The sequence below is a fragment of the Saccharothrix coeruleofusca genome (genome assembly GCF_014648515.1).
GTDB lineage: Bacteria > Actinomycetota > Actinomycetes > Mycobacteriales > Pseudonocardiaceae > Actinosynnema > Actinosynnema coeruleofuscum.
On record NZ_BMRG01000010.1, the window covers coordinates 68,098 to 90,972 of the forward strand.

Annotated in this window: 25 protein-coding genes; 14 read left to right on the forward strand and 11 right to left on the reverse strand. The window is 73.7% G+C overall.

Features of this window, described 5'->3' with window-relative positions; all coding sequences use genetic code 11:
- Positions 1–365, reverse strand: a 365-nt coding sequence (locus IEZ00_RS36990) for an NAD-dependent epimerase/dehydratase family protein (RefSeq protein ID WP_229796005.1), incomplete at its 3' end; no start/stop codon positions are given.
- Between the two features lie 122 nt (positions 366–487).
- On the opposite strand from IEZ00_RS36990, the gene IEZ00_RS22980 reads away from it, so the two are divergent.
- A complete protein-coding gene (locus tag IEZ00_RS22980) occupies positions 488–1,078 on the forward strand; it encodes a TetR family transcriptional regulator (RefSeq protein ID WP_189225385.1) in 591 nt (196 codons plus the stop codon).
- A 91-nt stretch (positions 1,079–1,169) separates the two neighbouring features.
- On the opposite strand, the gene IEZ00_RS22985 is transcribed toward IEZ00_RS22980, so the two are convergent.
- A complete protein-coding gene (locus tag IEZ00_RS22985; protein WP_189225386.1) occupies positions 1,170–2,090 on the reverse strand; it encodes an NmrA/HSCARG family protein in 921 nt (306 codons plus the stop codon).
- A gap of 746 nt (positions 2,091–2,836) precedes the next feature.
- Between IEZ00_RS22985 and IEZ00_RS22990 the strand changes: the two genes are divergently transcribed.
- Genes IEZ00_RS22990 through IEZ00_RS23035 form a run of 10 tightly spaced genes read left to right on the forward strand, consistent with a single transcriptional unit; the run spans position 2,837 to position 12,260 of the window.
- Positions 2,837–3,601 (forward strand): DUF4142 domain-containing protein, encoded by a 765-nt coding sequence (locus IEZ00_RS22990; protein WP_189225387.1) that lies wholly within the window; start codon positions 2,837–2,839, stop codon positions 3,599–3,601.
- Positions 3,602–3,622: 21 nt separating this feature from the next.
- Complete coding sequence (locus IEZ00_RS22995; RefSeq protein ID WP_229796006.1) at positions 3,623–4,450, forward strand: ferredoxin; 828 nt, start codon at positions 3,623–3,625, stop codon at positions 4,448–4,450.
- Positions 4,447–5,694: an NAD(P)/FAD-dependent oxidoreductase gene (locus IEZ00_RS23000; RefSeq protein WP_189225388.1), complete on the forward strand. Its 1,248-nt coding sequence runs from the start codon at positions 4,447–4,449 to the stop codon at positions 5,692–5,694. Before IEZ00_RS22995 ends, IEZ00_RS23000 begins: the two co-directional genes overlap by 4 nt.
- A gap of 18 nt (positions 5,695–5,712) precedes the next feature.
- The gene (locus IEZ00_RS23005; protein WP_189225389.1) at positions 5,713–6,213 is read left to right on the forward strand and encodes a hypothetical protein; all 501 of its coding nucleotides are present in this window, start codon (positions 5,713–5,715) and stop codon (positions 6,211–6,213) included.
- 33 nt (positions 6,214–6,246) lie between these two features.
- Positions 6,247–6,858, forward strand: a complete 612-nt coding sequence (locus tag IEZ00_RS23010; protein ID WP_189225390.1) for a DUF742 domain-containing protein — start codon at positions 6,247–6,249, stop codon at positions 6,856–6,858.
- A 15-nt stretch (positions 6,859–6,873) separates the two neighbouring features.
- Positions 6,874–9,426: a sensor histidine kinase gene (locus IEZ00_RS23015; protein ID WP_189225391.1), complete on the forward strand. Its 2,553-nt coding sequence runs from the start codon at positions 6,874–6,876 to the stop codon at positions 9,424–9,426.
- A gap of 50 nt (positions 9,427–9,476) precedes the next feature.
- Positions 9,477–9,899, forward strand: coding sequence for a roadblock/LC7 domain-containing protein (locus tag IEZ00_RS23020; RefSeq protein WP_189225392.1), 423 nt, complete (start codon positions 9,477–9,479; stop codon positions 9,897–9,899).
- A 34-nt stretch (positions 9,900–9,933) separates the two neighbouring features.
- The gene (locus IEZ00_RS23025; RefSeq protein ID WP_189225393.1) at positions 9,934–10,557 is read left to right on the forward strand and encodes a GTP-binding protein; all 624 of its coding nucleotides are present in this window, start codon (positions 9,934–9,936) and stop codon (positions 10,555–10,557) included.
- Between the two features lie 15 nt (positions 10,558–10,572).
- Positions 10,573–10,950, forward strand: coding sequence for a thioredoxin family protein (locus IEZ00_RS23030; RefSeq protein WP_189225394.1), 378 nt, complete (start codon positions 10,573–10,575; stop codon positions 10,948–10,950).
- Between the two features lie 14 nt (positions 10,951–10,964).
- Positions 10,965–12,260: a YeeE/YedE family protein gene (locus IEZ00_RS23035; protein ID WP_189225395.1), complete on the forward strand. Its 1,296-nt coding sequence runs from the start codon at positions 10,965–10,967 to the stop codon at positions 12,258–12,260.
- Positions 12,261–12,341: 81 nt separating this feature from the next.
- Here the strand turns inward: IEZ00_RS23035 and IEZ00_RS23040 are convergent, their stop codons facing one another.
- Positions 12,342–12,884 carry an EF-hand domain-containing protein gene (locus tag IEZ00_RS23040; protein ID WP_189225396.1) on the reverse strand — a complete coding sequence of 181 codons (543 nt, stop codon included), beginning with the start codon at positions 12,882–12,884 and terminating at the stop codon, positions 12,342–12,344.
- A 591-nt stretch (positions 12,885–13,475) separates the two neighbouring features.
- On the opposite strand from IEZ00_RS23040, the gene IEZ00_RS37825 reads away from it, so the two are divergent.
- Complete coding sequence (locus tag IEZ00_RS37825) at positions 13,476–13,598, forward strand: hypothetical protein (RefSeq protein WP_268248828.1); 123 nt, start codon at positions 13,476–13,478, stop codon at positions 13,596–13,598.
- Between the two features lie 81 nt (positions 13,599–13,679).
- Here IEZ00_RS37825 and IEZ00_RS38145 read toward each other — a convergent pair whose 3' ends face one another.
- Together IEZ00_RS38145 and IEZ00_RS23050 are read right to left on the reverse strand one after the other, a co-directional pair.
- Positions 13,680–13,952 (reverse strand): proprotein convertase P-domain-containing protein, encoded by a 273-nt coding sequence (locus tag IEZ00_RS38145; RefSeq protein WP_189225397.1) that lies wholly within the window; start codon positions 13,950–13,952, stop codon positions 13,680–13,682.
- Positions 13,862–14,680, reverse strand: a complete 819-nt coding sequence (locus tag IEZ00_RS23050; protein WP_189225398.1) for a YhjD/YihY/BrkB family envelope integrity protein — start codon at positions 14,678–14,680, stop codon at positions 13,862–13,864. The genes IEZ00_RS38145 and IEZ00_RS23050 overlap by 91 nt, the downstream gene beginning before the upstream one ends.
- Before the next feature lie 55 nt (positions 14,681–14,735).
- Here IEZ00_RS23050 and IEZ00_RS23055 point away from each other — a divergent pair, with 55 nt between their 5' ends.
- Positions 14,736–15,425, forward strand: coding sequence for a CDP-alcohol phosphatidyltransferase family protein (locus tag IEZ00_RS23055; RefSeq protein WP_229796007.1), 690 nt, complete (start codon positions 14,736–14,738; stop codon positions 15,423–15,425).
- Here the strand turns inward: IEZ00_RS23055 and IEZ00_RS23060 are convergent.
- The 3 genes from IEZ00_RS23060 to IEZ00_RS23070 are packed head-to-tail and all read right to left on the reverse strand — an operon-like array spanning position 15,409 to position 18,784.
- A complete protein-coding gene (locus IEZ00_RS23060) occupies positions 15,409–16,869 on the reverse strand; it encodes a phytoene desaturase family protein (protein ID WP_189225399.1) in 1,461 nt (486 codons plus the stop codon). The two genes, IEZ00_RS23055 and IEZ00_RS23060, sit on opposite strands and share 17 nt — an antisense overlap.
- On the reverse strand, positions 16,869–17,987 hold the full coding sequence (locus IEZ00_RS23065) for a glycosyltransferase family 2 protein (protein ID WP_229796008.1): 1,119 nt from the start codon (positions 17,985–17,987) through the stop codon (positions 16,869–16,871). The genes IEZ00_RS23060 and IEZ00_RS23065 overlap by 1 nt, the downstream gene beginning before the upstream one ends.
- Positions 17,984–18,784, reverse strand: coding sequence for a carotenoid biosynthesis protein (locus tag IEZ00_RS23070; protein ID WP_189225400.1), 801 nt, complete (start codon positions 18,782–18,784; stop codon positions 17,984–17,986). Before IEZ00_RS23070 ends, IEZ00_RS23065 begins: the two co-directional genes overlap by 4 nt.
- Positions 18,785–18,879: 95 nt before the next feature.
- On the opposite strand from IEZ00_RS23070, the gene IEZ00_RS23075 reads away from it, so the two are divergent.
- Positions 18,880–20,451 (forward strand): FAD-dependent oxidoreductase, encoded by a 1,572-nt coding sequence (locus IEZ00_RS23075; protein WP_189225401.1) that lies wholly within the window; start codon positions 18,880–18,882, stop codon positions 20,449–20,451.
- A 6-nt stretch (positions 20,452–20,457) separates the two neighbouring features.
- On the opposite strand, the gene IEZ00_RS23080 is transcribed toward IEZ00_RS23075, so the two are convergent.
- The 3 genes from IEZ00_RS23080 to IEZ00_RS23090 all read right to left on the reverse strand — a co-directional run bounded on the left by IEZ00_RS23080 (position 20,458) and on the right by IEZ00_RS23090 (position 22,855).
- A complete protein-coding gene (locus IEZ00_RS23080) occupies positions 20,458–21,483 on the reverse strand; it encodes a ferric reductase-like transmembrane domain-containing protein (RefSeq protein WP_189225402.1) in 1,026 nt (341 codons plus the stop codon).
- A gap of 105 nt (positions 21,484–21,588) precedes the next feature.
- Positions 21,589–22,191, reverse strand: coding sequence for a TetR/AcrR family transcriptional regulator (locus IEZ00_RS23085; RefSeq protein WP_189225403.1), 603 nt, complete (start codon positions 22,189–22,191; stop codon positions 21,589–21,591).
- An 82-nt stretch (positions 22,192–22,273) separates the two neighbouring features.
- On the reverse strand, positions 22,274–22,855 hold the full coding sequence (locus tag IEZ00_RS23090) for a DM13 domain-containing protein (protein WP_189225404.1): 582 nt from the start codon (positions 22,853–22,855) through the stop codon (positions 22,274–22,276).
- Positions 22,856–22,875 lie beyond the last annotated feature (20 nt).

Genomic DNA, 22,875 nt, shown 5'->3' on the forward strand with positions numbered 1-22,875 from the left:
TCGGTGCTGACCCGGCCTGCCCGCATCACCAGCGTGCCCGAGGTGCCGACGAGCGGTTTGCCGGACCCGACCAGCGCCTGACCGAGCGCCTCGATCGCGGCGCGGTCGCGGCGGATGAGGCCGTCCGGATCGGCGTAGTCGCCGCCGTAGGCCATGTGCACAACGCCGTCGGCGGCTTCGGCGCCGCGGCGCAGGCTGTCGAGGTCGTCCAAGCTGCCGCGGTGCGGTGTGGCGCCCAGCGACCGCAACCGGGCGGCGGCGGTGTCCGAGCGCGCCAGGCCGGTGACGGTGTGGCCCGCCGCGATGAGCTCGGCGACGACGGCGGGACCGGTCTGACCGGAACCGCCGGTGACGAAGACGTGCATGACGCCCTCCGAATGATGTCAGTGACTGGCGCTACTTAGTGCCAGTTACTGACTCTACGCATAATGTCAGTGACTGGCACAACGTGACGCCAGTCACTGGCGCAATGGGGTAGCCTCAGCGGGTGCCACGGAGCGGAGCGGAAGCGCGTCACCGCCTTCAGCGGGCGGCCCTGGAGCTGTACCTGGAACGGGGGTTCGACCAGACCACCGCGGCGGAGATCGCCGCTCGGGCGGGCGTCAACGAGCGCACGTTCTTCCGGCACTTCCCGGACAAGCGGGAGGTGCTCTTCGACGGCGAAGCCGACCTGCGCGCCGCGCTGGTGCGGGCGGTGGTCGACGCCCCCGCCGGACGAGGGCCGTTCGAGGTGCTGCTGTGCGCCTTCCGGAAATCCGCGCGCAACCTGGAGGACAACCGCCCGTTCTCCGAACCGCGGTGGAAGGTCATCGCGGCGACCCCGGCGCTGCGGGAACGAGAACTGGCCAAGCACGCGTTGCTCGTCGACGCCGTGGCGGAAGCGCTGCGACAGCGAGGTGTCGGCGACGGCCTGGCCGACCTGGCCGCGCGGACCGGGTGGGCCGCCTATCAGCACGCGACCCAAGCCTGGGTCGACGATCCCGCCCAGAGCTTGGACGCGCACCTGCTGCGAGCGTTCGAAGACCTGCGCGCTCTGTCGGCAACCGCTTTCCCGGAACGTGCTCAGGCTGAGAGCTGAGACCCGGCTCGCGGTTGTCGGTGGTCGCGTCCGGCCCCCGCGAGGTGAACCTCCGCGCGTGGTCCGCGCGAGGGACGAGGGGCGCCGCGGGTCAGGCGTCGGCCCGCATGTGCTCCCGCGCCCACTGCTCGAAACTGGTGAGCGGGATGCCGAGGTCGCGCGCGTGCTGGGGGCGGCCCGCCATGCCGACGGCGTTGATCCACTCGTGCGCGACGCCCATCGGCGGCATCCCGGCGGCGGTGGCCTGTTCCACGGTCATGTCCGGCGCGGACAGCGGCGTCCCGAGCGCGCGGGACAGCACCTCGGCGATCTCCGCCATGGACAGGCACTCGCTCGCCAGCTCCAGCTCGACCCGGTGGAACCGCTCCGGCTCGACGATGGCCGCGGCCGCCGCCCGGCCGATGTCCCGCGCCGCGACCAGTGACAACCGGGTGTGCGGCTTCAGCAGGGTCACCAGGCCGCCCGCGACGCCGCGCGGGAACAGGAACGCCGCCGAAGGCAGGAAGTTCTCCATGAACAAGCCCGGCTTGAGCAGCGTCCAGTGCTCGAAGCCCGCCTCGCGGAGCCGGTCCTGGAGCTCGGCCTTGGCGTTCAGCGTCGGTTTCATGAACTCCCAGCGACCTTCGGCCCAACCGGGGGTTTCGGTGTGCCGGCCCGCGCCGTCCACCGAGGTGTGCACGAACTGCCGCACACCCGCTGCCTTCGCGCCCTCGATCAGGTTGACGCCCTGGGCGACCTCCCCGGTGAAGTCGACGCCTGCCGCGGTCAGGGGTGTCTGCACGGAGAAGACGGCGCGAGCGCCCTCGGCGGCTCGGATCACCGCCTCCCGGTCGTGCAGGTCGCCGGTGACCAGTTCCACGCCGAGCGCGGCGACGGCCCTGGCGCGGTCCGAGGCGGGATCGCGCACGAGCGCGCGGACGGGCAAGCCCGTGGCACGCAGGGCGCGAGCCGTGGCCCCGCCTTGTTTCCCGGTGGCACCGGTGACGAGAACGGGCATGGCTGTTGCGGACATGGTTCTCCTCTGATTCGAGTGCGCGGCCACAAAGGACTCAGGGCGCGACGCAGCGGGTCCGGCGATCCCGAGGTGCCCCGCCGCCGAGAACCGCGCGGTCCTCCTCTTGCGACTGTCCGCGCGGGTCGAGCGGTCGCCGCTGAGCGGGGGTGGGTCGTGCTCCGAGTCGAGGTGGGCGAGCGCGGCCGTCACTCGGGTCGGGGCGGTACCCGGGAGAGCGTTCTCCGGCACGGCACCTCGTCGGACCTCAGGCGGTGAGACTAGTCGAGATAGTTGGTCTTGCCAACCAAGCGTGCCGTGAGCTGATGTGGGGGTGCTCACGCGCGTCGCGGTGGCCGTCGGCTTTCCGGCCCGGTTCGACTCGGCGAAGTCGAGGGACGTGTTCCACGTCGGTGGGAAAAAACCGTTGCAGGACAACAGAACCGCGACAGTGCGGCCTGTGCGCGCGCCCGCTGTTGCGCCGCGAGCCGTGTGGTGGGCGACACCCGATCGCGCTCGGGGTTATCGGGCAGACCGTTGCCCGAAAGACCCCACTCGTTCCCCCGCCCTTCCGGTCGGGTCCGGCATGGGGTTGAATCTCGCCCGCACCGGTCGATAAATCCAGTTGCGCTCGTCCTTGCTGTCGACCGCGGTGTTCTACTCAGATCAGTCGCTTGGAGCATCCGAGAGGTGGGCGGTTCATGCCATCTTGTTTCGCACGCGCGCGCCGCTTTGCCCGCGCGCCGCGCGGCGGGTCCGCCCGCCAAATGCTCCTGCCGCTCTCGGCGGTGCTGCTGCTCCTGTTGTTCCCCGCCGCCTCGGTGGCGGCGGGCCAGGAGAAGGGCGCCGCGCCGGAGCGGGCGGGGCAACCCGCGGTCGACTTCGACCCGGTTCGCGGCGATGACAACACCGCGGACTGGGACACCCCGTGGGGGCCGTTGTCCCAGTACGACCGGAATCTGCTCATCAACGTCCGCTGGGCGAACCTGTGGGAGGGGCCGACCAGCGAGCAGATGGCCCAGCGGTCGACGAACCCCAAGGTCAAGGCGGTCGCCGAGCAGTTGTCCAAGGAGCACCACGTGCTGGACGTGATGGTCGCCGAGACCGTCGCGAAGCTCGGCGTGCCCCTGCCGGACTCACCGACGCCGCTGCAGCAGTCGTGGATCGACGAAATCCTCGGCAAGAGCGGCAGCGCGGCCGACGACGCGTGGTCCAACATAACCAGGGAAGCCCACGGCTCCATTTTCATGTCCATCGCGCAGGTCCGCACGGCCACCCAGAACGACCTGATGCGCGAGTTCGCACAGATTGCCAATGAATACGTTCTGCGGCACATGACGTTGCTCGAGAGCACCGGCCTGGTCCGGGCATCGTCCCTCTACGTCGGGTCCACCGACGGCGCGCCGCACCAAATCATGCCGAGTTGGCGGGAACTGGTCCTCGGCATCGCGCTGGCCTGCCTGGTCGTGGTCCTCACGTTCCTGGCCGTGCGGATGGGCGCCCGTTACGAACCGCGGACCGCGGCGGAATGAGCGGAAGAGAGAGAATCCGACGTGCTGCACTCCGTTGACCTGGTCTTCGCGGCGGGGATCAGTCCCCACGACAACGGCGTCCGCCAGATGGCCGCGCTGTCCGCGCGCCTGGCTTACCTGATGATGTGCCTGACCCTGTGCTGGGGCGTGCTGACCGCCACCGGCTGGGTCCGCCGGGTCACCGGCCACCAGGCCCTGCGCGGCGGCCACATGATGCTCGCGGCGTTCACCCTGGGCGCGGCGGCCACCCACGCGCTGGCCTTCCTGTTCCTCGACGAGCGGGTGCTCACCGGCCTGGAGCTCGTCGTGCCCTTCATGAACGGCCAACTCCGGCACGCCCTGGGCATCATCGCCTTCGACCTCATGGTCGCCATCGCGATCACCGCCGGGCTGCACCGGTTCTTCCGCTACCGCAACTGGTTGCGGTTCCACCAGTTCGCCTACGCGGCCATCGCGCTGGGCGTCGCGCACTCCTGGTGGGGCGCTTGGGCCAACAGCGACATCGACCTGTGGTGGATCGGCGGGCTCACCGCCGCGGCGCCCGCGCTGGTGCTCACCGCCATGCGGGTGGCACCGCCCGCGTGGCTGGTCCGCGCCGGTCTCATCGACGGCGAGACCGGCACCACCAAGCGCCTGGACAAGACCGCGCCGATGGTGGTGAGCGTGGACAACCAGCGCTGCCACCGCTACGGGTTCTGCCAGGCGGAGGCGCCGGACGTGTTCCAGCTGCGCGAGGACGGCAGGCTCCAGTACCGGCAGCACCCGGACGTCGCGCGCAACCAGGACGTCCGCTCGGCCGCCCGCGCCTGCCCCATGCGCGCCATCCAGCTGCAGGGAGCGGAGAAGTGAGCCGCATCGCGGTCGTCGGGGCCGGGCTGGCCGCGCTGCGCGCGGCCGAGCGCCTGCGGGAGCTCGGGTACACCGACGAGATCGTCATCCTCGGCGCCGAGCACACCATGCCCTACCACCGGCCCGCGCTGTCCAAGCAGTTCCTCACCGGTGCGCTCGCCGCGGCCGAGCTGGAGATCGAGCCGCTGGACGAGCTGGACGCGGTGTGGCGGCTGGGCACGCCGGTGTCCCAACTGGACACCGGCCGCCGCGTGCTGCACCTGCCCGGCGGCGAGGAGCTGAGCTACGACGGCCTGATCATCGCGACCGGGGTGGACGCGCGCCGGACCAACGGCGGCCAGCACGGCCACCAGCGGGTGGTCACCCTGCGCACCCTCGCCGACGGCAAGCGGCTGCAGCGCGCGCTGGCGGGCAACCGCTATCCGGTGGTCGTGCTGGGCAGCGGGTTCACCGGCTGCGAGATCGCCTCCAGCCTGCGCTCCATGTCCAGGGAGGTGGTGGTCGTGGGGCGCGGCGACAGCCTCATGGCCAACCTGCTCGGACCGGAGCTGGGACGGCAGCTGACCGACCTGCACCGCGCGCACGACGTCACCCTGGAACTGGGGACCACCGTCGAGGAGTGGGCGCCGGGCACCAAGAGCGTGCGGCTGCGGCTGACCAACGGCCGGGCCTACGAGGCCGCGTGCGTGGTCGTCGCGGTGGGCTCGGTGCCGACCGTGGCCTGGTTGCGCGACGCGGGCCTGCCGCTCGACGACGGCGTGGTGTGCGACGCGACGTGCCACGTCGTCGGGCTCGAGGACGTGGTGGCGGCGGGCGACGTGGCGAAGTGGCCGAACCTGCGGTTCGACGAGCGGCCGCGGCGGGTCGAGCACTGGACCAACGCCATCGAGATGGGCCGCGCCGCCGCCGAGAACCTGCTCGCGGGCCGCGCGTCCGCGACGCCCTTCATGCCGGTGCCCCGGTTCTGGTCGGAGCAGCACGGGCTGCGCATCCAGGCGGCCGGGGTGCCCGCGCTGGGACCGGAGCGGGTCGCCCTGCGGCCCAGGGACACCAGCGGCAGGTCGGTGACCGGGTACGTGCGGGACGGGCGGCTGATGGGCGTCGTGGGCTTCGACAGCTCCGCCGCGGTGCTCGCCTACGCCGACCAGCTGGTCGACCGCCCGCCGGTGACCGCCGCGACGAGCGCGCCCCGACCTCAGCGCCGGGTGTCGTTCCTGCAAGCCGTGCGCGCGGGCAACCGCTGACCGAGGAGGAGACCACCGATGAGGATCAGGTTGGTGCTGCTGCTCGCACTGGGCGGTGTCGGTGTCGCGGCGCTGTTCGCGGTGCAGCAGATTTTCGACGCAAGGACCGTCACGGCCGACGACCGGGTGGTGCAGGCGCCGCCGCTGCCGTCGGCGGGCGGCGATCCGGCAGCGGGGGAGCACCCCTCGCACGGGGAGGCGCCCTCGGCGCAGCCGGGCGGTGCGCAGCAGGTGGCGGGCACCTCCGGCACCGCCGTGGGCTTCACCGTCGTCGGCGGCCGGTTCTACCTGGTCACGGCGAACGACGCGAGCGCCGTCGCGGCCTACGCCTCGGCCGTCGCCCGTGGCGGGGCGTCGTTCCGGTGTGGCCAGTCCGCCCAGGGGACGAGCCCGTTCACCGCGTGGGAGCTGCGGGGTCAGGGCGGCAGCGGCGCGCTGCCCCCGATGTCCCCCGACGGCGGCCTGCTGACCGCGTCGCCGGACGGCGCGCGGCTGGCTTGCACGGTGCCGAATGCCTAGCCAAGACCGAGCAGCACCAGCGAGGAGCCAGGGGTGAGCACATCCAATACGCAGCGAGATCGGTTCGGCGGGTGGGCCGACTACGGGGAGTGGGCCGACCGCGACTTCCGGGTCAGGACGCCCGCGGACGAGACGGGGACCGGCGGCTCGCGCACCACCGTGGTGGAGGTGCTGACGCAGCTCTCGCCCGTCGCGCTGCCCCGCTGGTTCGTCGAGGGCAGGACTCAGGACGGCAGCGACCTGTGCCGTTTGACGCCGGGTGAGGACGGCACCCCCGAGTGCGTTCCGGAGGGTGAGGACGCCACCGTCGTCCGGCCCTACGTCCGCGCGGGCGGCCGGGCGGAGGCGGCGCACGACCTGCAGTTCGAGACCGTGCTCACCGCGACGGGGCTGCACGAGGAGTGGCCGGGCGAGCGCGAGCTGGACGAGGACCAGATGCGCATCTGCCGCCAGTGCGAGTCGCCGCAGTCGGTCGCCGAGATCGCGGTGGCGATCGACGCCCCGATCGGCGTGGCCAAGGTGCTCATCGGCGACGCGCTCGACCTGGGCCTGCTGGTGCCGCACGACACCGCGCCGATCTTCGACGGCAAGCCGCCCCTGGCGCTGCTCAAACGCGTGCACGCCAGCCTGGCGAAGCTCGCCTGAGAACGGGGGAAGACCTTGGCCACCACAGGAAGGGTCCGCGCGCTGCTGGCGTGGCGCGACTGGACCCTGCCCCTCAAGATCGCCGCCGTGCTCGCGCTGCCGCTCGTCGTCGCGCTCGCGGCGGGCACCGGTCTGCTCTGGCGCGGTGCCGACGCCCTCGGCGCCCACCGGACCGACGAGCGCGTCGTCCAGGCCGTGCGCGGCGCCTCCTCGGCGCTCGCCGCGGTCCAGGACGAGCGCGAGCTGGTGGCGGGCCAGACCGGCGGCGAGCGGCTGACCGCCGCCCGCGCCGGGACCGACGCCGCCGTCGCCCAGCTGACCGGCGCGCTCGCGCAGGTGGCCGACCCCGGCCGCGCGGCGGAGACCGCCCAGGCCCGGCTGGCCCGCCTGGACGAGGTGCGCGCCATCGCGGTCCCGACCCAGGCGGTGGCCGAGTACTCCGCGGTCACCGGGGCCCTGCTGGACCTGCACGCCGCGCTGCTGCCCGCCATCGCGCGGGCCGAACCCGCCCACCGGCTCTCCACCGCGCACGACCTGGCGCGGGCGAACGAGCACCTGTCGCAGCAGCAGTCGTTCATCGCGCTCGGCCTCGCCGCGCGCGCCCTGCCCGAACCGCAGCTCGGCCAGGCCCGCGCCGCCACCGCGCTGGCCACGGCCTGGTTCGGCCGGTTCAGCTCGGCCGCGTCGGGTGAGGCGCAGGCGCTGCTGTCCTCCACCGTGGTCGCGACCGCCGTCGACGCGCGCGACCAGCTCGCCGCGGCTGTGCTGGGGCCCGACGGCGTCTTCCGCCCGTCGGTGTCGGCACCGCAGTGGCTGACGGTCTCCCAGCCGGTCATCGACCAGGTCGGCGAGGCGCTGGCCCGGCTGACCGACGCGGCGGTCGACGAGGTGGGCGCGCACGCCGCCGACGCCGCGGCGACGCAGCGGAACCTGGTCGTCGGGCTGGTGGCGGCGGCGCTGCTGGCCGCCGCGGTGGCTTTCGCGGTGCTGCGGCACGTTCGCGGGGCGGTCGGCGCGCTGCGGGCGGCGGCGATCGACATCGCGGGCGACAAGCTGCCCGCCGCGCTGCAGCGGGCGCGGGACGGGCGCGCCGCCGAGCGGCCGTCGATGCCCGCGCCCGCGGGCGGCGAGTTCGGCGCCATCGCGGCGGCCTTCGACACCGTCTGCGGCGAGGCCGTGCAGGCCGCCACCGAGCAGGCCAAGATGCGCTCGGGCTACGCGGAGGTGTTCGTCAACATGTTCCGCCGCAGCCAGTCGCTGGTGCAGCGGCAGCTGCAGCTGGTCCAGCAGCTGGAGCAGGAAGCCGACTCGCCCGACCAGCTGACCAAGCTGTTCCAGCTCGACCACCTGGTCACGCGCACCCGCCGCAACAACGAGAACGTCCTGGTGCTGTCCGGCACCGAGCTGGTGCGCAAGACGGGGATGCCGGTCCCGGTGGCCAACGTGATCCAGGCCGCGATGTCCGAGGTCGAGCAGTACCAGCGCGTCGAGGCGGTCGACCCGCCCAAGGCGAAGGTGGTCGACTCGGCCGCGGGCGACCTGATCCGGATGCTGGCCGAGCTGATCGACAACGCCACCGCGTTCTCCGCGCCGGACACCGCGGTGACCGTGCAGGCCCAGGTGCTGCGCGACGGCAGCCTGTCGATCGCGGTGGCCGACAACGGCATCGGCATGTCCGACGAGGAGGTCCGCGCCGCCAACGAGCGGCTGACCCGGCTCGGCTCGCTGGAGCTGGCCACCTCCCGCCGGGTCGGCCTGCTGGTCGTCGGCAGGCTGGCGGGCAGGCACGGCTTCGGCGTCGAGCTGCTGGGCGGTGAGAACTTTCCCGGTGTCACCGTGCTGGTCTCGGTGCCCGCCGACTTCGTGGTGGAGGCCGAGCGGCCGGGGTGGGCCGACCGCAGGCACGCGATGAAGGCCGCGCAGCTGCGCCGCGCCCAGTCCGACGAGCCCACCGGCGGCACGAAGCCGAGGCGGCTGGTCTCCGTCGGCGGGTCCGACACCGACACCCCGGCGCGCACCGGGGCAGCGACCGCGACCGCGGTCCGCTCCTCCCCCGAGGAGCGCGCGCGGGAGCTGGTCGAGCAGGCCCACGCCGACGTCCCGGAGGAGCTGCCGCTGCGCAAGCCCAACCGGGTCATCGGCAAGGCCGGTGCGGTCAAGAGCCCGGCCGAGCGCGCCGCGTCGGCGTGGTTCCGCGCCCGCGACACCGCCGAGCAGCCGAGGGCGGTCTCGGTCGCCCCGAGCGCACGGGACCGCGAGCGGCCGGAGAACTGGCAATCGGTGGTCGACGACGACTGGAACGTCGTGGAGACGATGTCCAGGCCGGAGAGGTACGCCTACACCGAGGACGGCCTGCCCATGCGCGAACGCGGCGCCCAGCTGCTGCCGGGCAGCGCCGGGTCCGGTGCGGGCCGTCGGGCGCAGCCGGTGGAGCGCGACCCCGAGCACACCAGGCTGCGGATCTCCAGCTTCCAGCGGGGTGTGCAGCGGGCCAAGAAGACGTCGGGCACGCGGTCGAAGCGGTCCGGCGGGTGGAAGGCCATGGGCAGGAAGGGCGACGGCGCGTGAGCGCGCCGCGCCACGCGGACCCGGCGCGAGCCGGGGGAGTGGAGGAAGAAATGGCCGAGAAGTCCGCGCAGGACAACGATTACGACTGGCTGATCAACGACTTCGCGGAGCGGGTACCCGGTGTCGCGCACGGCATCGCGGTGTCCGCGGACGGCCTGCTGCTCGCCGCGTCCGACAGCCTGCCGGAGGACCGCGCCGACCAGCTCGCCGCCGTGGCCTGCGGCCTGGTGAGCCTCGCCGACGGCGCGGCGCAGTGCTTCGAGGCGGGCAACGTCAACGAGACCATCCTGGAGATGGACGCCGGGACCATGCTGCTGATGTCGATCAGCGACGGCTCGTCCCTGGCGGTGCTGGCCGATCCCGGCCACGACGTCGGCCAGATCGCCTACGAGATGGCCCTGCTGGTCGACCGGGTGGGTCGGACGCTGACGCCGGACGAGCGGGTCGCGGTCAACGAGGGCGCTGGCGCGTGACCGGGCGACCGGTCGCGGTGGAGAGGGGTTGGGCATGACGGACAACGGGGCGCGGGCCGACCGCGCCGCGCGCAAGGCGCAGCGCAAGGCGGTCACCTCGGTCAAGGTCGTGGTCGCGGGCAGCTTCGGCGTGGGCAAGACGACCTTCGTCGGCTCGGTCTCGGACATCAAGCCGCTGACCACCGAGGCGATGATGACCGCGGCCAGCACCGACTTCGACGACACCAAGCGGGTTCCCCTCAAGGGCACCACGACGGTGGCGATGGACTTCGGCCGGGTCGAGCTGGAGGACGACCTGCTGCTGTACCTGTTCGGCACGCCGGGGCAGGAGCGGTTCTGGTTCATGTGGGACAACCTGGTGCGCGGCGCGATCGGCGCCGTGGTGCTGGTGGACACCCGCCGCCTGGCCGACTCCTTCACCTCGGTCGACTTCTTCGAGAACCGGCAGATCCCCTACATCGTGGTGGTGAACACCTTCGACGGCATCCTGCACCACTCGCTGGACAGCGTCCGCAAGGCGATGGCGCTCGACCCGTCGATCCCCATCCTCCGCTGCGACGCGCGGGTCCGCGAGGAGGTGAAGCAGACCGTGCTGGGGCTGCTGGAGCACGTGATGGCCGGTGCGGAAGACCCCGCGTCGGAACCCTCCCTCATCTGATGATTGGCCGCTGACATGCCGGACGACACCGCGGGCCTGATCGAGCTCCGCGCGGAGGACTTCGAGGACGTCCTGGCCGGGAACGACTTCCTGGTCATCAACTTCGGTGCGTCCTGGTGCGGCCCGTGCCGGGCCTTCCGCACCGCCTACACCGACACCGCCGACGAGAACCGCGACATCACCTTCGCCCTGGTCGACGTCGAGAAGCAGCCGGAACTGCGGACCGCCTTCGACGTCGAGGCGATCCCGAAGATCGCCGTCCTGCGCGGTGGCGCCCTGGTGTTCGCGCACGAGGGCGCGCTGCCCGAGGAGGCGCTGCAGGACGTGCTGCGCCAAGTCCGGGAGCTGGACGTGGAGGAACTCCGCCGGGCCGCCGCCGCGAGCCGGGCCTGAACCGGGGAGTGGCGATGCCCGTCACCGTGCGCCGCGTTCCGGTGGTGCCCACCGACGTCCGGGTGGACCGCAGGTTCCTCGGCGCGGCCCGGACCTCGTGCGCCCCACCGCCGCCGGACCCCAGTGCCCCCATCCGGCCCGTGCCGCTGCTGGTGGCGTCGGCGCTGGCGGTGCTGGTGACGGCGGCCGTGGCCGTCACCCACGGCGCCAGGGAGGGTGTCTACCTGGCGCTGGGACTGCTGCTGGGGATGGCGCTGTTCCACTCGCGGTTCGGCTTCGCCTCGGCCTGGCAGCGGCTGGTCGCCGTCGGCAACGGCCAGGGGCTGCGCGCCCAGGCGCTGCTGCTGGGCACCGCCGCGACGGCCGTCGCGGCGATCTCGGCGGGTGGGCTGGGGCTGTTCGGCGCGGTCCCGCACGCCCAGGCGGGGTCGCTGGGCGTGCCGCTGCTCCTCGGGGCCGCCCTGTTCGGCGTCGGGATGCAGCTCGCGGGCTCCTGCGCCTCCGGAACCCTGTTCGCGGTGGGGTCGGGGCAGAGCACGATCGTGCCCGCGCTGGGCGGTTTCGTGGCGGGCGCGGTGTTCTGCACCTGGCTGATGCCGCTGCTGGACCGGCTGCCGCAGACCGGCGGCGTCCTGCTCGCCGACCACATCGGCTGGTTCGGCTCGTGGGCGATCACCGCGCTCGCGCTGCTCGGCGTCGTGGCGGCCACCCTGGTGGTGCAGCACCGCCGCAACCCGCCCCCGGTCGTGCCGCCGCCGACCGCGCACGGCCTGGCCCGGCTGTACCGGGGCTCGTGGTCGGTGTTCGCCGGAGCGATCGTGCTCGGCCTGCTGGCGGGCGTGGTGTTCCTGGTGTCCGGTCAGGTGTGGGGCGTCACCGGCGCCTACTCCTTGTGGGGCGCGAAGATCCTCCAGCTCTTCGGCGCGCACCCGGAGCACTGGCCGTTCTGGCGGGAGGGCGAGCAGGCGGCGGCGCTGGCAGGCTCCGTGCTGGCCGACCGGACCAGCCTGACCAACATCGGCATCGTGCTCGGCGCGGCCGTGGCCGCCGCCGCGGCGAGCACCTGGCGGTTGCACAGCCGGGTGGCGTGGCGCACCGCGCTGGCGGCGCTGCTGGGCGGCTTCCTGATGGGCGTCGGCTCGCGGATGTCCGGCGGCTGCAACATCGGCGCGCTGCTGGGCGGCATCTCCTCCGGCAGCCTGCACGGCTGGATCTGGGGTGTCTGCGCGTTGTGCGGCGCGTGGCTGGGCGTGCGGTGCCGCCCGTTGTTCGGCCTGACCAACCCCAAGTCCGACGACGGCGTGTGCTGACCGGTCGGCGAGTTCCGCGTTATCGGTGCCGGGTCAGGCGATGAACCCGCCCGACCCGGTGGCAGGCCGACGTCGACAGGGTCATGCGCACCGGCAGTACAGCGTGCCCGGTGCGGTGGTGCTGTCGGAGAAGAAGTCGCGCCACGAACTGACGTACTCGTGGCGGCTGATCTGGCCGTCCCGGTCCGTGTCGAGCCTGGTGAACACCTCCATGGTCGCCGGGCTGTCGATCTGCCACACCTGCAGGAACCGCCTGAACTCCTGCTCGTCGATCATGTCGTCGTCGTTCCGGTCGATCACGTCGAAGACGGCGTTGGGCATGGCCATCAACAAGTTGTCGCAGTTCGTCTCCACCAGCATCTGCAGGAGAGCGGACACGTACTCCTGTTTCGACACGCGGTCGTGGCCTTGAGCGTGCCGCACCACCTCCGAGTAGAGCATCATGTGGGCTCCCAGCAGCTCCTGCCCCTCGGGCGACTCGGGGTCGACCTCGAACAGGGTGTTGTACCGGTCCACGACGCGTTCGTAGTCGCTCCGCTCGACGCACCCGCTGCCGTCGCGGTCGATCGCCTTGAACAGCTTCTCCAGCCGTGCTTCCAACTGCGGCGATCCTTCCAAGGGCATGTCCTTCTCCGATCCCGTGGTTTCTCGACGCGCTCTCCGAGCGGTCGAGGAGGAACGTGCCGCACCGACCGCCATGGCGCCGGATCGGTGGTGGGTGCGGAGCCGGTGAGGGCGGTGTGTGTCGACATCCACGAGCAGTGCCGGGAACACACCTCGCGACCTGTGCGCCGCCCATCCATTCGGATCACATTCACGTGCTCACCGATGGCGACAGCGCGTTCGTGCCGTGATGGCAGGGTGCCAGGTCTCGTGATTGGTTTCGATATAACGCGGCTCAACCGGTGTAGCCGCCCAGCTTCGTCGATTGCCGATCGCCGCGAACCCGACCGTACAACCCGTCGGAGTCGTCGGGCAACTTGTTCTTATACGATCACCCGATGGAAAGAGCACGTCTGCCGTCGACGAGGAGCCGGGTCGACTGTCGGTGTGTTGACCAGGACCGATCGTAGGTCACTTCACCCGATCCCGGTAATGCTCTTGATAGGAGCGACACGGACAGCAGCGGCCTCACGTCATCCCGACTGGGTCGTGCCAGGACACCCTGAGCAGCCGCCGGTGGAATGGTCTGATCGCGGTTTCCGCACTGCTCGGGTGGAACCGCTGCTCGGCGGTGTCGGTAATCTCGTGATCAATGGCGTGTCAACGGACGTGATCGCGGATATCGCCATCCGGCGCGGGCCGGAGCGCACGTCGAGTCGAATTACTCGTCCATGATCGACTCGGCGTCCGGGTGAGCCGTCGCACCGGGAGGGGATCGCCGCCGCGCTGAGCGGGCGGCGATCCCCCTGGTCGGGGTTACAGCGCCAGGCTCCACCGGTCGAGGGAGCCCGGCCCCGCCCAGACCACGTTGTGCACCCGCAGCCGCCAGGTGCCGTCGCGGGTCTCGTAGGACAGGTCGACGGTGAAGGTGCCACCGGGGTCCGGCTGACTGCTCGTCGGCTGGTGCTGGAGGCGGTAGGTCGTGCCGTCCGGCGCGATCAGGTCCGAGGTGGTGATCGGCGGACCTCGTGGGCGCTCAGCAGCACCCGGTAGGCCAGCAGCAGGACGATGTGCAGCAGGTACAGCCACAGGCCCAGAGCGGCCACCGCGCCCACCACCTCCAGACCGGCGAACGGGAACGCCCAGTCCACCGGGATGGCCAGGAACAGCAGGAACCCGTGCAGGAACCCGGTCAGCACCGCGCCCGCGCAGAACCCGCCGACGACGGCGAGCGCGCGGGGCAGCAGGCTGGGGCCGGTGGCCAGGAACACCAGGCAGGTCGCCACCGACAACGCGACCCAGTCGACGTGGAACGACACCACGACACCCCACACCGCCGACCAGCCGCCCGCCCGGTAGTCGGGGGCGACCGACGGCGCGAGCGCCAGCGGCGCGGCGATCAGCAGGGGAGCGGCGAGCAGCACCGGCAGGAAGCCGATCCGACCCAGCCAGCCGGTCTTCGCGCCGGACGGCTCGCCCGCGATCTGCAGCAGGCCCCGGCGCAGTCCCTCGCCGTAGAGGCTGGCGGGCAGCAGGGTGGACAGCAGCACCGGCCACGACGCGCCCAGCGCGGCGTCGGTCAGCGCGCGCAGCGCGGGCCCTGGCGCCTGCGCGTCGGGCAGTGCCCCGCTCAGCAGCCGCACGCCATCGGTGACCAGGTCCGGTCCGAAGAGGACCGCCGCCCCGCGCAGCGCCAGCAGCAGCACCGGCACCACCGCCAGCGCCGCGAAGAAGGTGATCCCGGCCGCCCACAGCGCCAGGTCGCGTCCGCGCAGTGCCGCCAGGGCGTGCCGCAGCACCGCACGGACCGTTCGCATGGTCGGGTGTACCCCGCGACCGGCGGGCGCACACCGGCCGACCTACGGTGGTGCGGTGGACGAGGTACGGGGTTGGTCACGGCTGCACGGGCACGACGTGTCCGGCAACCGCCTGGCGGTGGGGTGGATCAGACTCGTCCACGTGCTGGCGAAGGGGCTGCTGCGGGTGCCGCCCGACGCGCTGTCGGCGGCGGGCGTGGTGATCGCCGCGGGCGCGGTGGGCGTGGCGGCGGCGGGTGGGCGGTGGGCGCTGCTCGCGTGCGCGCTGGTGGTGCTGTCGGGGCTGCTCGACGGCGTGGACGGGGCGGTGGCCCTGCGCACCGGCCGCGCCCGCCCGCTGGGTGCGGTGGTGGACGCGGTGGCCGACCGGCTCGGCGACGTGTGCCTGGTGCTGCTGCTGGTGGTGCTGGGCGGGCCGGGGTGGCTCGCGGCCGCGGTGGGCGGGTCGCTGTTCCTGCACGAGTACGCCCGCGCCCGCGCTCAGGGCGCGGGGATGACCGGCGCGGGGGCGATCACCGTGGCCGAGCGCCCGACGCGCGTGGTGATCGCGGCGGTGGCGTGCCTGGGCGCGGGGCTGTGGACCGGCGGCACGCCGTGGACGGGCTGGTCGTGGGGGGCCGTGTGCCTGGTGCTGTGGGCGGTGGTGGCCGTGGCGGGCGGCGCGCACCTGGCCGTCGCGCTGCGCCGGGAGCTGCGCGACCGCGCCGCGCCGGAACTCGCGCCGAACCTCACGCAGGGCCGATGAGGTCCGCGGCGATCTTGGCGGACATGGCCACCAGCGGCAGCCCGCCGCCGGGGTGGGCGGAGCCGCCGACCAGGTAGAGGCCGGGCACGGGGCTGCGGTTGGCCGGGCGCAGCAGCGCGGCGCGCGCCCCGTTGGACGACGAGCCGTACAGCGCGCCGCCGACCGATCCGGTGTCGCGCTCCCAGTCGGCCGGAGTGCGGACCTCGCGCCACAGCAGCCGGTCGCGCACGTCGTGCCCGCGTTCGGCGAGCACGTCCAGCACGCGGTCGGCGTACCCCTCGGCGACTCCGGGCGCGGTCCAGTCCACCTGGCCCTGGCGCGGGGCGTTGACCAGCACGAACCACGCCTCGTGCCCCTCCGGTGCGACGGTCGGGTCGTCCGGGGAGCACACGTAGACCGTCGGGTCGGGCACCGGTCGCGGGTCCGGGCCGAACAGGGCGTCGAACTCGGCGTCGTAGTCGGCGGGGAACAGCACGCGGTGGTGGTAGGGGCGCGGCGAACGCCCGCGCAGCGCCAGCAGCAGCACGAACCCGGACAGGGACGGCACCGCGCGGGCCAGCGCGCGGCGGGGCGCGCGGGCCCGGCGGTCGGTGAGCAGGTGGCCGTAGAGGTGCCGCGCGTCCGCGTCGGAGACCACGACGTCGGCGGGCACCACCGCGCCGCCCGCCAGGGTCACCCCGCCGCCCGCCGCGCGCACCGCCGTGACGCGGGCCCCGAATTCGAAGCGCACCCCGAGCCCCCGGCAGTGCGCGAACAGCGCGTCGCCGAGCCTGCGCAGGCCGCCGCGCACGTACCAGCCGCCGTAGCGCTGCTCGACGTAGGGCACGACGGTCATCAGGCCGGGCAGGCGGCGCGGGTCCGAGCCGCTGTAGGTGGCGTAGCGGTCCAGCAGCATCCGGGCGCGCGGGTCGGACAGCCGCCTGCCCACCGCGCGCAGGGTCCGCCACGGCGCCAGCGCCCACAGGTCGCGCACGCTCGCCGAGCGCCGCACCAGGTCGCCCACCCCGTTGAGCGGGCGCTGCAGCACGGACTCGCCCACCAGCTCCCACAGCCGGGCGGCGTCGGCCATCAGCTCCGCCCACTCCCGTCCTGCGCCCGCGCCGAACGCCGCCTCCAGCGCGCCGGGCACGGCGGCCGGGTCGTGCGGGAGGTCCACTTCGGACCCGTCGGCGAACCGGTAGTGGCAGGTGGGCTCCACCGGCACGACCTCGACCGCCGCGTCCAGGTCGCCGCCGGTCTCGGCGAACAGGTCGCGGTAGACCCGCGGCAGGGTCAGCAGCGACGGCCCGGTGTCGAACGCGAACCCGTCGCGCCGCAGCTCGCCGAGCTTGCCGCCGTACGTGCCGGACTGCTCCAGCACGGTCACCCGGTGCTCGGTGGCGGCCAGGCGCGCGGCGGCGGCCAGCCCGCCCATGCCCGCGCCGACCACGACGACCCGCGCCATCAGCGGCTCCCGTGCAGCGGTCGGCCCTTCCAGGTCAGCGTCCCCGCGCGGCGGGCCCGCCACGAGCGCGCCAGCAGGCGCAGCAGCACGCCGACCGACACCGGGTGCGCCAGCGCGTCCGGCCACGCCCGGCCACCGGTGCGCCGAGCCGTCACCGCGCGCCCCAGCACCGCCGCCGCGTACCCCAGCAGCCCCACCCGCGACCCGGTCAGCGCGGCCACCGGCGGCAGCACGAACACCCACCCCAGCAGGACGGCGAGCAGCACCGCGTTCAGCGGGCTGCCGGTGGCCGCCCACAGCGACTTCTCGTAGCCCGCCGCGACCTCCGCCCACCCCCGGTACATGCGGCACCGCGCCACGCCCGACCCGTCGGCCACCGCCCCGCGCGCACCGGACCGCTTCACCGCCCGCATGAGCGCGATGTCGTCCAGCACGGCGTCGGCCACCGCCTCGAACCCGCCGCAGCGCCGCAGGGCGTCCGCGTCCACGGCGAAGAACTGGCCGTTGGCCGCGCTCAGCGACTCGCGCGGGGACCGCTCGGCCAGCCGCAGCGGCAGGAACACCAGCCACGACCACTGCAGCAGCGGCTGCACCAGGCGCGTCGCCGCGTCGTCGGCCAGTTGGCGCGGGAACGGCGACACCGCGTCCAACCCCGCCGACCGCAGCAGGTGGACGGTGGCCGCCACCGCGTGCGGCTCCAGCACCACGTCCGCGTCCACGCACACCAGCACCCGCCCGCGCGCCTCGGCGGCCAGCCGCGCGCACGCGCCGGGTTTGCCGGGCAGGCCGTCCGGGGGAGGGGAGCCGGTGATCAGCCGCACCCTCGGGTCACCCGCCGCCACGGCGCGCACCACGTCGGCGGTGCCGTCGGTCGACCCGTCGTCGCAGACCAGCACCTCCAGGTCGGGCACGCCCCGCTGCGCCAGCAGCGACCGCAGCGTCGGCGTGACGCGGTGCGCCTCGTTCCTGGCGGGCACCAGCACCGACACCGGTTCCGCGCACGGCGGCGGGTCGGCGGGTGGCGTGCGCACCAGCCGGGCGTTGACCAGCGCGTGCGCCGTGCCCAGCGCGGCGGTCGCCGACCCGCCCGCGACCAGCGCCCCCAGCAGCCGCCTCACCGGTGCGTCCGCCACAGCGCGACCGCGAACGGCACCGCGACCGCGCCCATCAGCAGCCCGCCGACCAGCGACGAGCCGGGCCGGTCGAAGAACGCCGCGTGCGCCCACACCGACGAGCCGTAGGTCCACAGGTACAGCGCGGGCGCGGGGCCGCGACGCGGGTCCACGCCGGGGTCGTGGTCCAGCAGCGCGTGCAGCGCGCCGGTGATCAGCGCGGCGACCAGCAGCCAGCCCGCGAAGTTGGTCAGCGGGACGCCCGCCACGCCGGGCAGCGCGGGCGTCGGGTGCGCCCACGTCCAGTGGCCCGCGTCGACCATCTGCGGGTCCAGGAACACGTCCCACGACGCCAGCGCCCACGTCGCGACCGGGACCACCGCCCGGCCCCCGCCCGGCAGCCGGTTCCCCAGCGCCCGTCCCACCAGCAACGACGGCCAGGCCATCATGATCCACGCCATCGGCACCACCACCGGCACGCCCAGCAGCTGCGCGCCCAGCGCGTCGGTGTAGGCGTACTCGCCGAACGGGAACCCGGTGCGCACGCCCACCGCCTCGGCCAGCAGCCCGCCGCCACCGGCGACCAGGACCAGCAGCCCGGCCGCGCGAGCGCCCGCGCGGCGGGCCGCGTCGAGCACCGAGGCCGCGCAGAACAGCGCGACCGAGAGCACCGTGGTGAAGATCCGGTCGGCGGGGTCGGTCATCGAGTAGACGATCTGGGTGAGCACCACGCCGAGCGCGAGGACCCAGGCGGCGGCCGGGACCGCGCGGGTGGGAACGCGGAGGACCTGGCGCGTCGACATGTCACGCAACCCTAGCGGCGCTCACCCGATCGGACCGGATGAGCGGGTCGCGCTCCACCGGGCGAGGGCGGTGCGGCGGTGCCAGGATCGCTGACATGACCACCACCCCCGGCCTGCCCCTGTTCCTGCTCACCGGCAGGCAGGGCCCGCCGTCGGGTCGCGACCGCCGCGCGCGCCTGCTGCCAGGACGCCCCGGCCGGGCCCGCGCCGAGAGCGGGCGCGAGCCGCGCGTCGCCGTCGTCGGCGGCGGCATCGCCGGGGTGGCCGCGGCGGTCGCGCTGGCCGAGCGCGGCGTGCGGGTGGTGCTGCACGAGCGGCACGACGAGCTGGGCGGCCGGGTGCGCGGGTGGACCACCCGCACCGGGGAGACGATGACGCGCGGCTTCCACGCCTTCTTCCGGCAGTACTACAACCTGCGGGCCCTGCTGCGCCGCGCCGATCCGGACCTGGCCCGGCTGCGGCCGGTGGCCGACTACCCGCTGCTGCACGCCAACGGCACGCGGGAGAGCTTCGCGCGGCTGCCGCTGACCCCGCCGTGGAACGTGGCCGGGTTCGTGCTGCGCAGCGAGACGTTCACGCTGCGGGACCTGGCGCGGATGGACACCCGCGCGGCCACCGCGCTGTTCGACGTGTCGCTGCCGCGCACCTACGTCGAGCTCGACGACGTGGACGCGGACGGGTTCCTGCGCGGCATCCGCTTCCCCGACGCGGCCCGGCACCTGGCGTTCGAGGTGTTCTCGCGCAGCTTCTTCGCCCACCCGTCGAAGCTGTCGGCCGCCGAGCTGGTGACCATGTTCCACATCTACTTCCTGGGCTCCAGCGAGGGCCTGCTGTTCGACGTGCCGCGCGATTCGTACCCGGCGGCGATCTGGGAGCCGATGCGCGAGCACCTGGCGGCGCTGGGCGTGGAGGTGCGCACCGGCAGCGCGGTCGAGCGGGTGACCCGCCGCGCCGAGGGCTACCGGGTGGTGGCGGGCGGCGCGGAGGACGTGGACGCGGTCGTGCTCGCGGTGGACGTCAACGGCCTGCGCGCCCTGGTCGAGGCCTCACCGGAACTGGCCACCCCGCAGTGGCGCGCGCGAGTGGCGGGCCTGCGCACCACCCCGCCGTTCCTGGTGAGCAGGCTGTGGCTGGACCGCCCCGCCCGGCCCGACCGCGCCCCGTTCCTGGGCACCAGCGGCTTCGGGCGGCTGGACAACGTCAGCGTGCTCGACCACTTCGAGGACCAGGCGCGCGCCTACCGCGACCGCACCGGCGGCTCCGTCGTGGAGCTGCACGCCTACGCCCTGGACGAGGACTGCGACCAGGACGAGGTGGTGGCCACCCTGGTGCGCGAGCTGGAGGCGGTCTACCCGGAGCTGTCCGGCGCGCGGGTGCGCCAGGAGGAGCACGTCCTGTCCGCCGACTGCCCCCTGTTCGCCCCCGGCTCGTTCACCACCCGCCCCACCGTCGCCACCCCCGACCCGACCCTGGTGGTCGCGGGCGACCTGGCCAGGGTGGACCTGCCCGTCGCGCTGATGGAGCGCGCCGCCACCACCGGTTTCCTCGCCGCCAACAGCCTGCTCGGCCACTGGGGCCTGCGCGGCCACGACCTGTGGACGGTGCCCAACCGCGGTCGCTCCGTCCTGCTGCGCCGCGCCGCGACCAGGATCAGGGCGCGGGCCTGAGGCGCGTCAGCGGACCGGCGAACCCCGCTCGGCGCGCCGGACCAGGGCGACCGCCACGACCACCGCCACGGTGAAGACCGCGAACCCGAGCCACACCATCCACGGCAGCACCGACAGACCCGCGCTGTGGTGCGCGCCGGGGGTGCGTCCGCCGTCCCGGCCGCTGACCACCACGGCGACCAGCGCGCCGATCGCGCCGACGACCGCCAGCAGCGCCACCGCCCGCCTGCCGGTCACCAGCACGCCCCTGGTCCGCCCGAGCCGCTCGGCGGGGCGCGCCGGGGCGAGCAGCCGGGCCAGCAGCAGCGCGGCGACCGGCAGCTGCAGGACCCACAGGGTGGTGCGGGGCCAGCCGTCGAACCAGACGTTCGTGCCGTACAGCAGGGTGTGCCAGACGCTGAGGACGTAGACGGCGATCACGAACCGGTGCAGCGCCCGCCACACCCGAGCGCCGGTGCGGGCGCGCAGGTAGTAGGCCAGCCCCAGCGGGATGGCGAGGTAGAACGCCAGCAGCCCGAGCAGGATCGCGACCCGGCCGGTGCCCGACTGGTACCCGCCGGGCACGAACACCTCGACGAACGCGGTGCCGAACCGGCCCGCCCAGTCCAGGCCGTGCTCGTTGGAGCGCACCAGTTCGGCGAAGAACCAGAAGGCGTGGGCGAACATCAGCCCGATCGTGGTCAGGCTGGTGGCGCGGTGCCACCGCTCGACGGCGACCGGTGACAGGCGCGACCACGCCGGTCGGGCGCTGGAGCGGACCAGCCCCAGCACGGTCGTCAGCCACGCCCACAGCAGCGCCGTCCAGCCGAACGCCTGGCACAGCCAGTACATCAGGTAGGTGTCGGCGTCGGCGAGGTACGGCATCACCGCGAGGGTCGCCGAAGTCCCGGACCGCACTCGCGCGTAGAGCCACGCGAAGATCGCCGCCGTGATCAGCAGCGCGGCCGTGGCGTCGAGCACGGCTGTTCGCAAGTCCGCCCGCAGCCCCGGCCCGCGCCGGGCGCTCTCGATCGTCGCCTCCACCTGGATCATCGTGCCGGCACCTCCGCGACCGGGATGACGCCGATGCGCCTCCTCGTCAGAGAGTCGGACGCGCGGGGTGGAAAGTTCCCGTGCGATCACGCGCCGGGGACCGGGTCAGCCCACCGGCCGCGCGTTCGCGGCGAACAGGTGGTCCAGGCAGAGGTCCAGCGCGACCTCCAGGTGCGTCGCGGAACCGGTGGAGAGCAGCACGCTGACGCCGCCCTGGATGGCGGTGATCACGGCCGCGGCCGTGCGGTCGGCGTCGAGGTCCGGGCCGATCCCGCCCGCTGCCCGCGTGGCCTCGATGCCCGCCCGCACAGCCGCCTGCCACCGCCGGATCAGCTGCGTCGTGACGGCCTGGGCGGCCGGGCTGTACCGGCCCACGTCGGCGATCAGCACGCCCAGCGGGCAGTGCGGCCCCTGGTCGCGGCAGGTCTCGACGATGGCGTCGCGCCACGCCTCCCACGCCGTGCGCGAGTCGAGCTCGTGCAAGTACGGCTCCTGGTCCTGGAACACCCGCTCGGCCTCGAACTCGGTGACCGCGAGCAGCAGCTGCTCCCGGCCCTGGGGGAAGTAGTGGAACAGCTGGCTCTTGCCGGTGCCGCTGCGCCTGCACACGTCGTCGAGGGTGGTGGCGATCGTGCCGCGTTCGCGGATCTCGGCCGCGGCGGCCTCCACGATGCGCAGACGGGTGGCGGCGCCCTTGGGGGTGGTCACACCGCTAACTGTACTCTTCGGTACATTTTTCCGGTCTCGACGCGACGGGCAGCGCTGGTGGCGGGCGTCCCGGCGGAAGGGATCACGCGGCGTTCTTGGCCAGTTCCGCGGCACCGAAGGAGACGTCGAAGCGGTCGCACCAGATGGTCACGCTGGAGTAGCGGTCGAGGTCGAGATCGGCGGGCAGTTCGTAGTTCTGGCTGCCCTTGTTGCCCTTGAGCTTCCCCGCGCTCACGTAGGCGCCGTCGTCGAACACGCCCCAGCCGTCCTTGCCCGGCTTGACCGGTGCGTCGGTGACCCAGACGTGGAGGTCGGGCCCGTTGCTGGTGCTGATGTCCTCCAAGCGCAGCACCAGCGCCCCGTCGGGCAGCCGCACGATCCGCACGGTGCCGCTGGTCTCGTGCTCGTGGCTGATCAGCGCGCCGGTCGCCAGCGTCCGGGGCTCGGACGGCGTCGGCGACACCGCCGAGCTCGGCGCGTCGGACGGGAGCTGGTCCTCCGCCTGCTGGGTCCGGCTCGGCAGGGCCAGGTCCTCGTGCACCGCCTCGTCCACCCAGAGCTTCCACGGCTGGAACCAGTACATCCCCGCGGCCAGCACGACGAGGCCGACCGCCAGGACCCCGATCACCCAGGACCTCGCCCGCCCGCGCCGGGTCCAGTTCATTCCGTCCTCCCGACAACCCG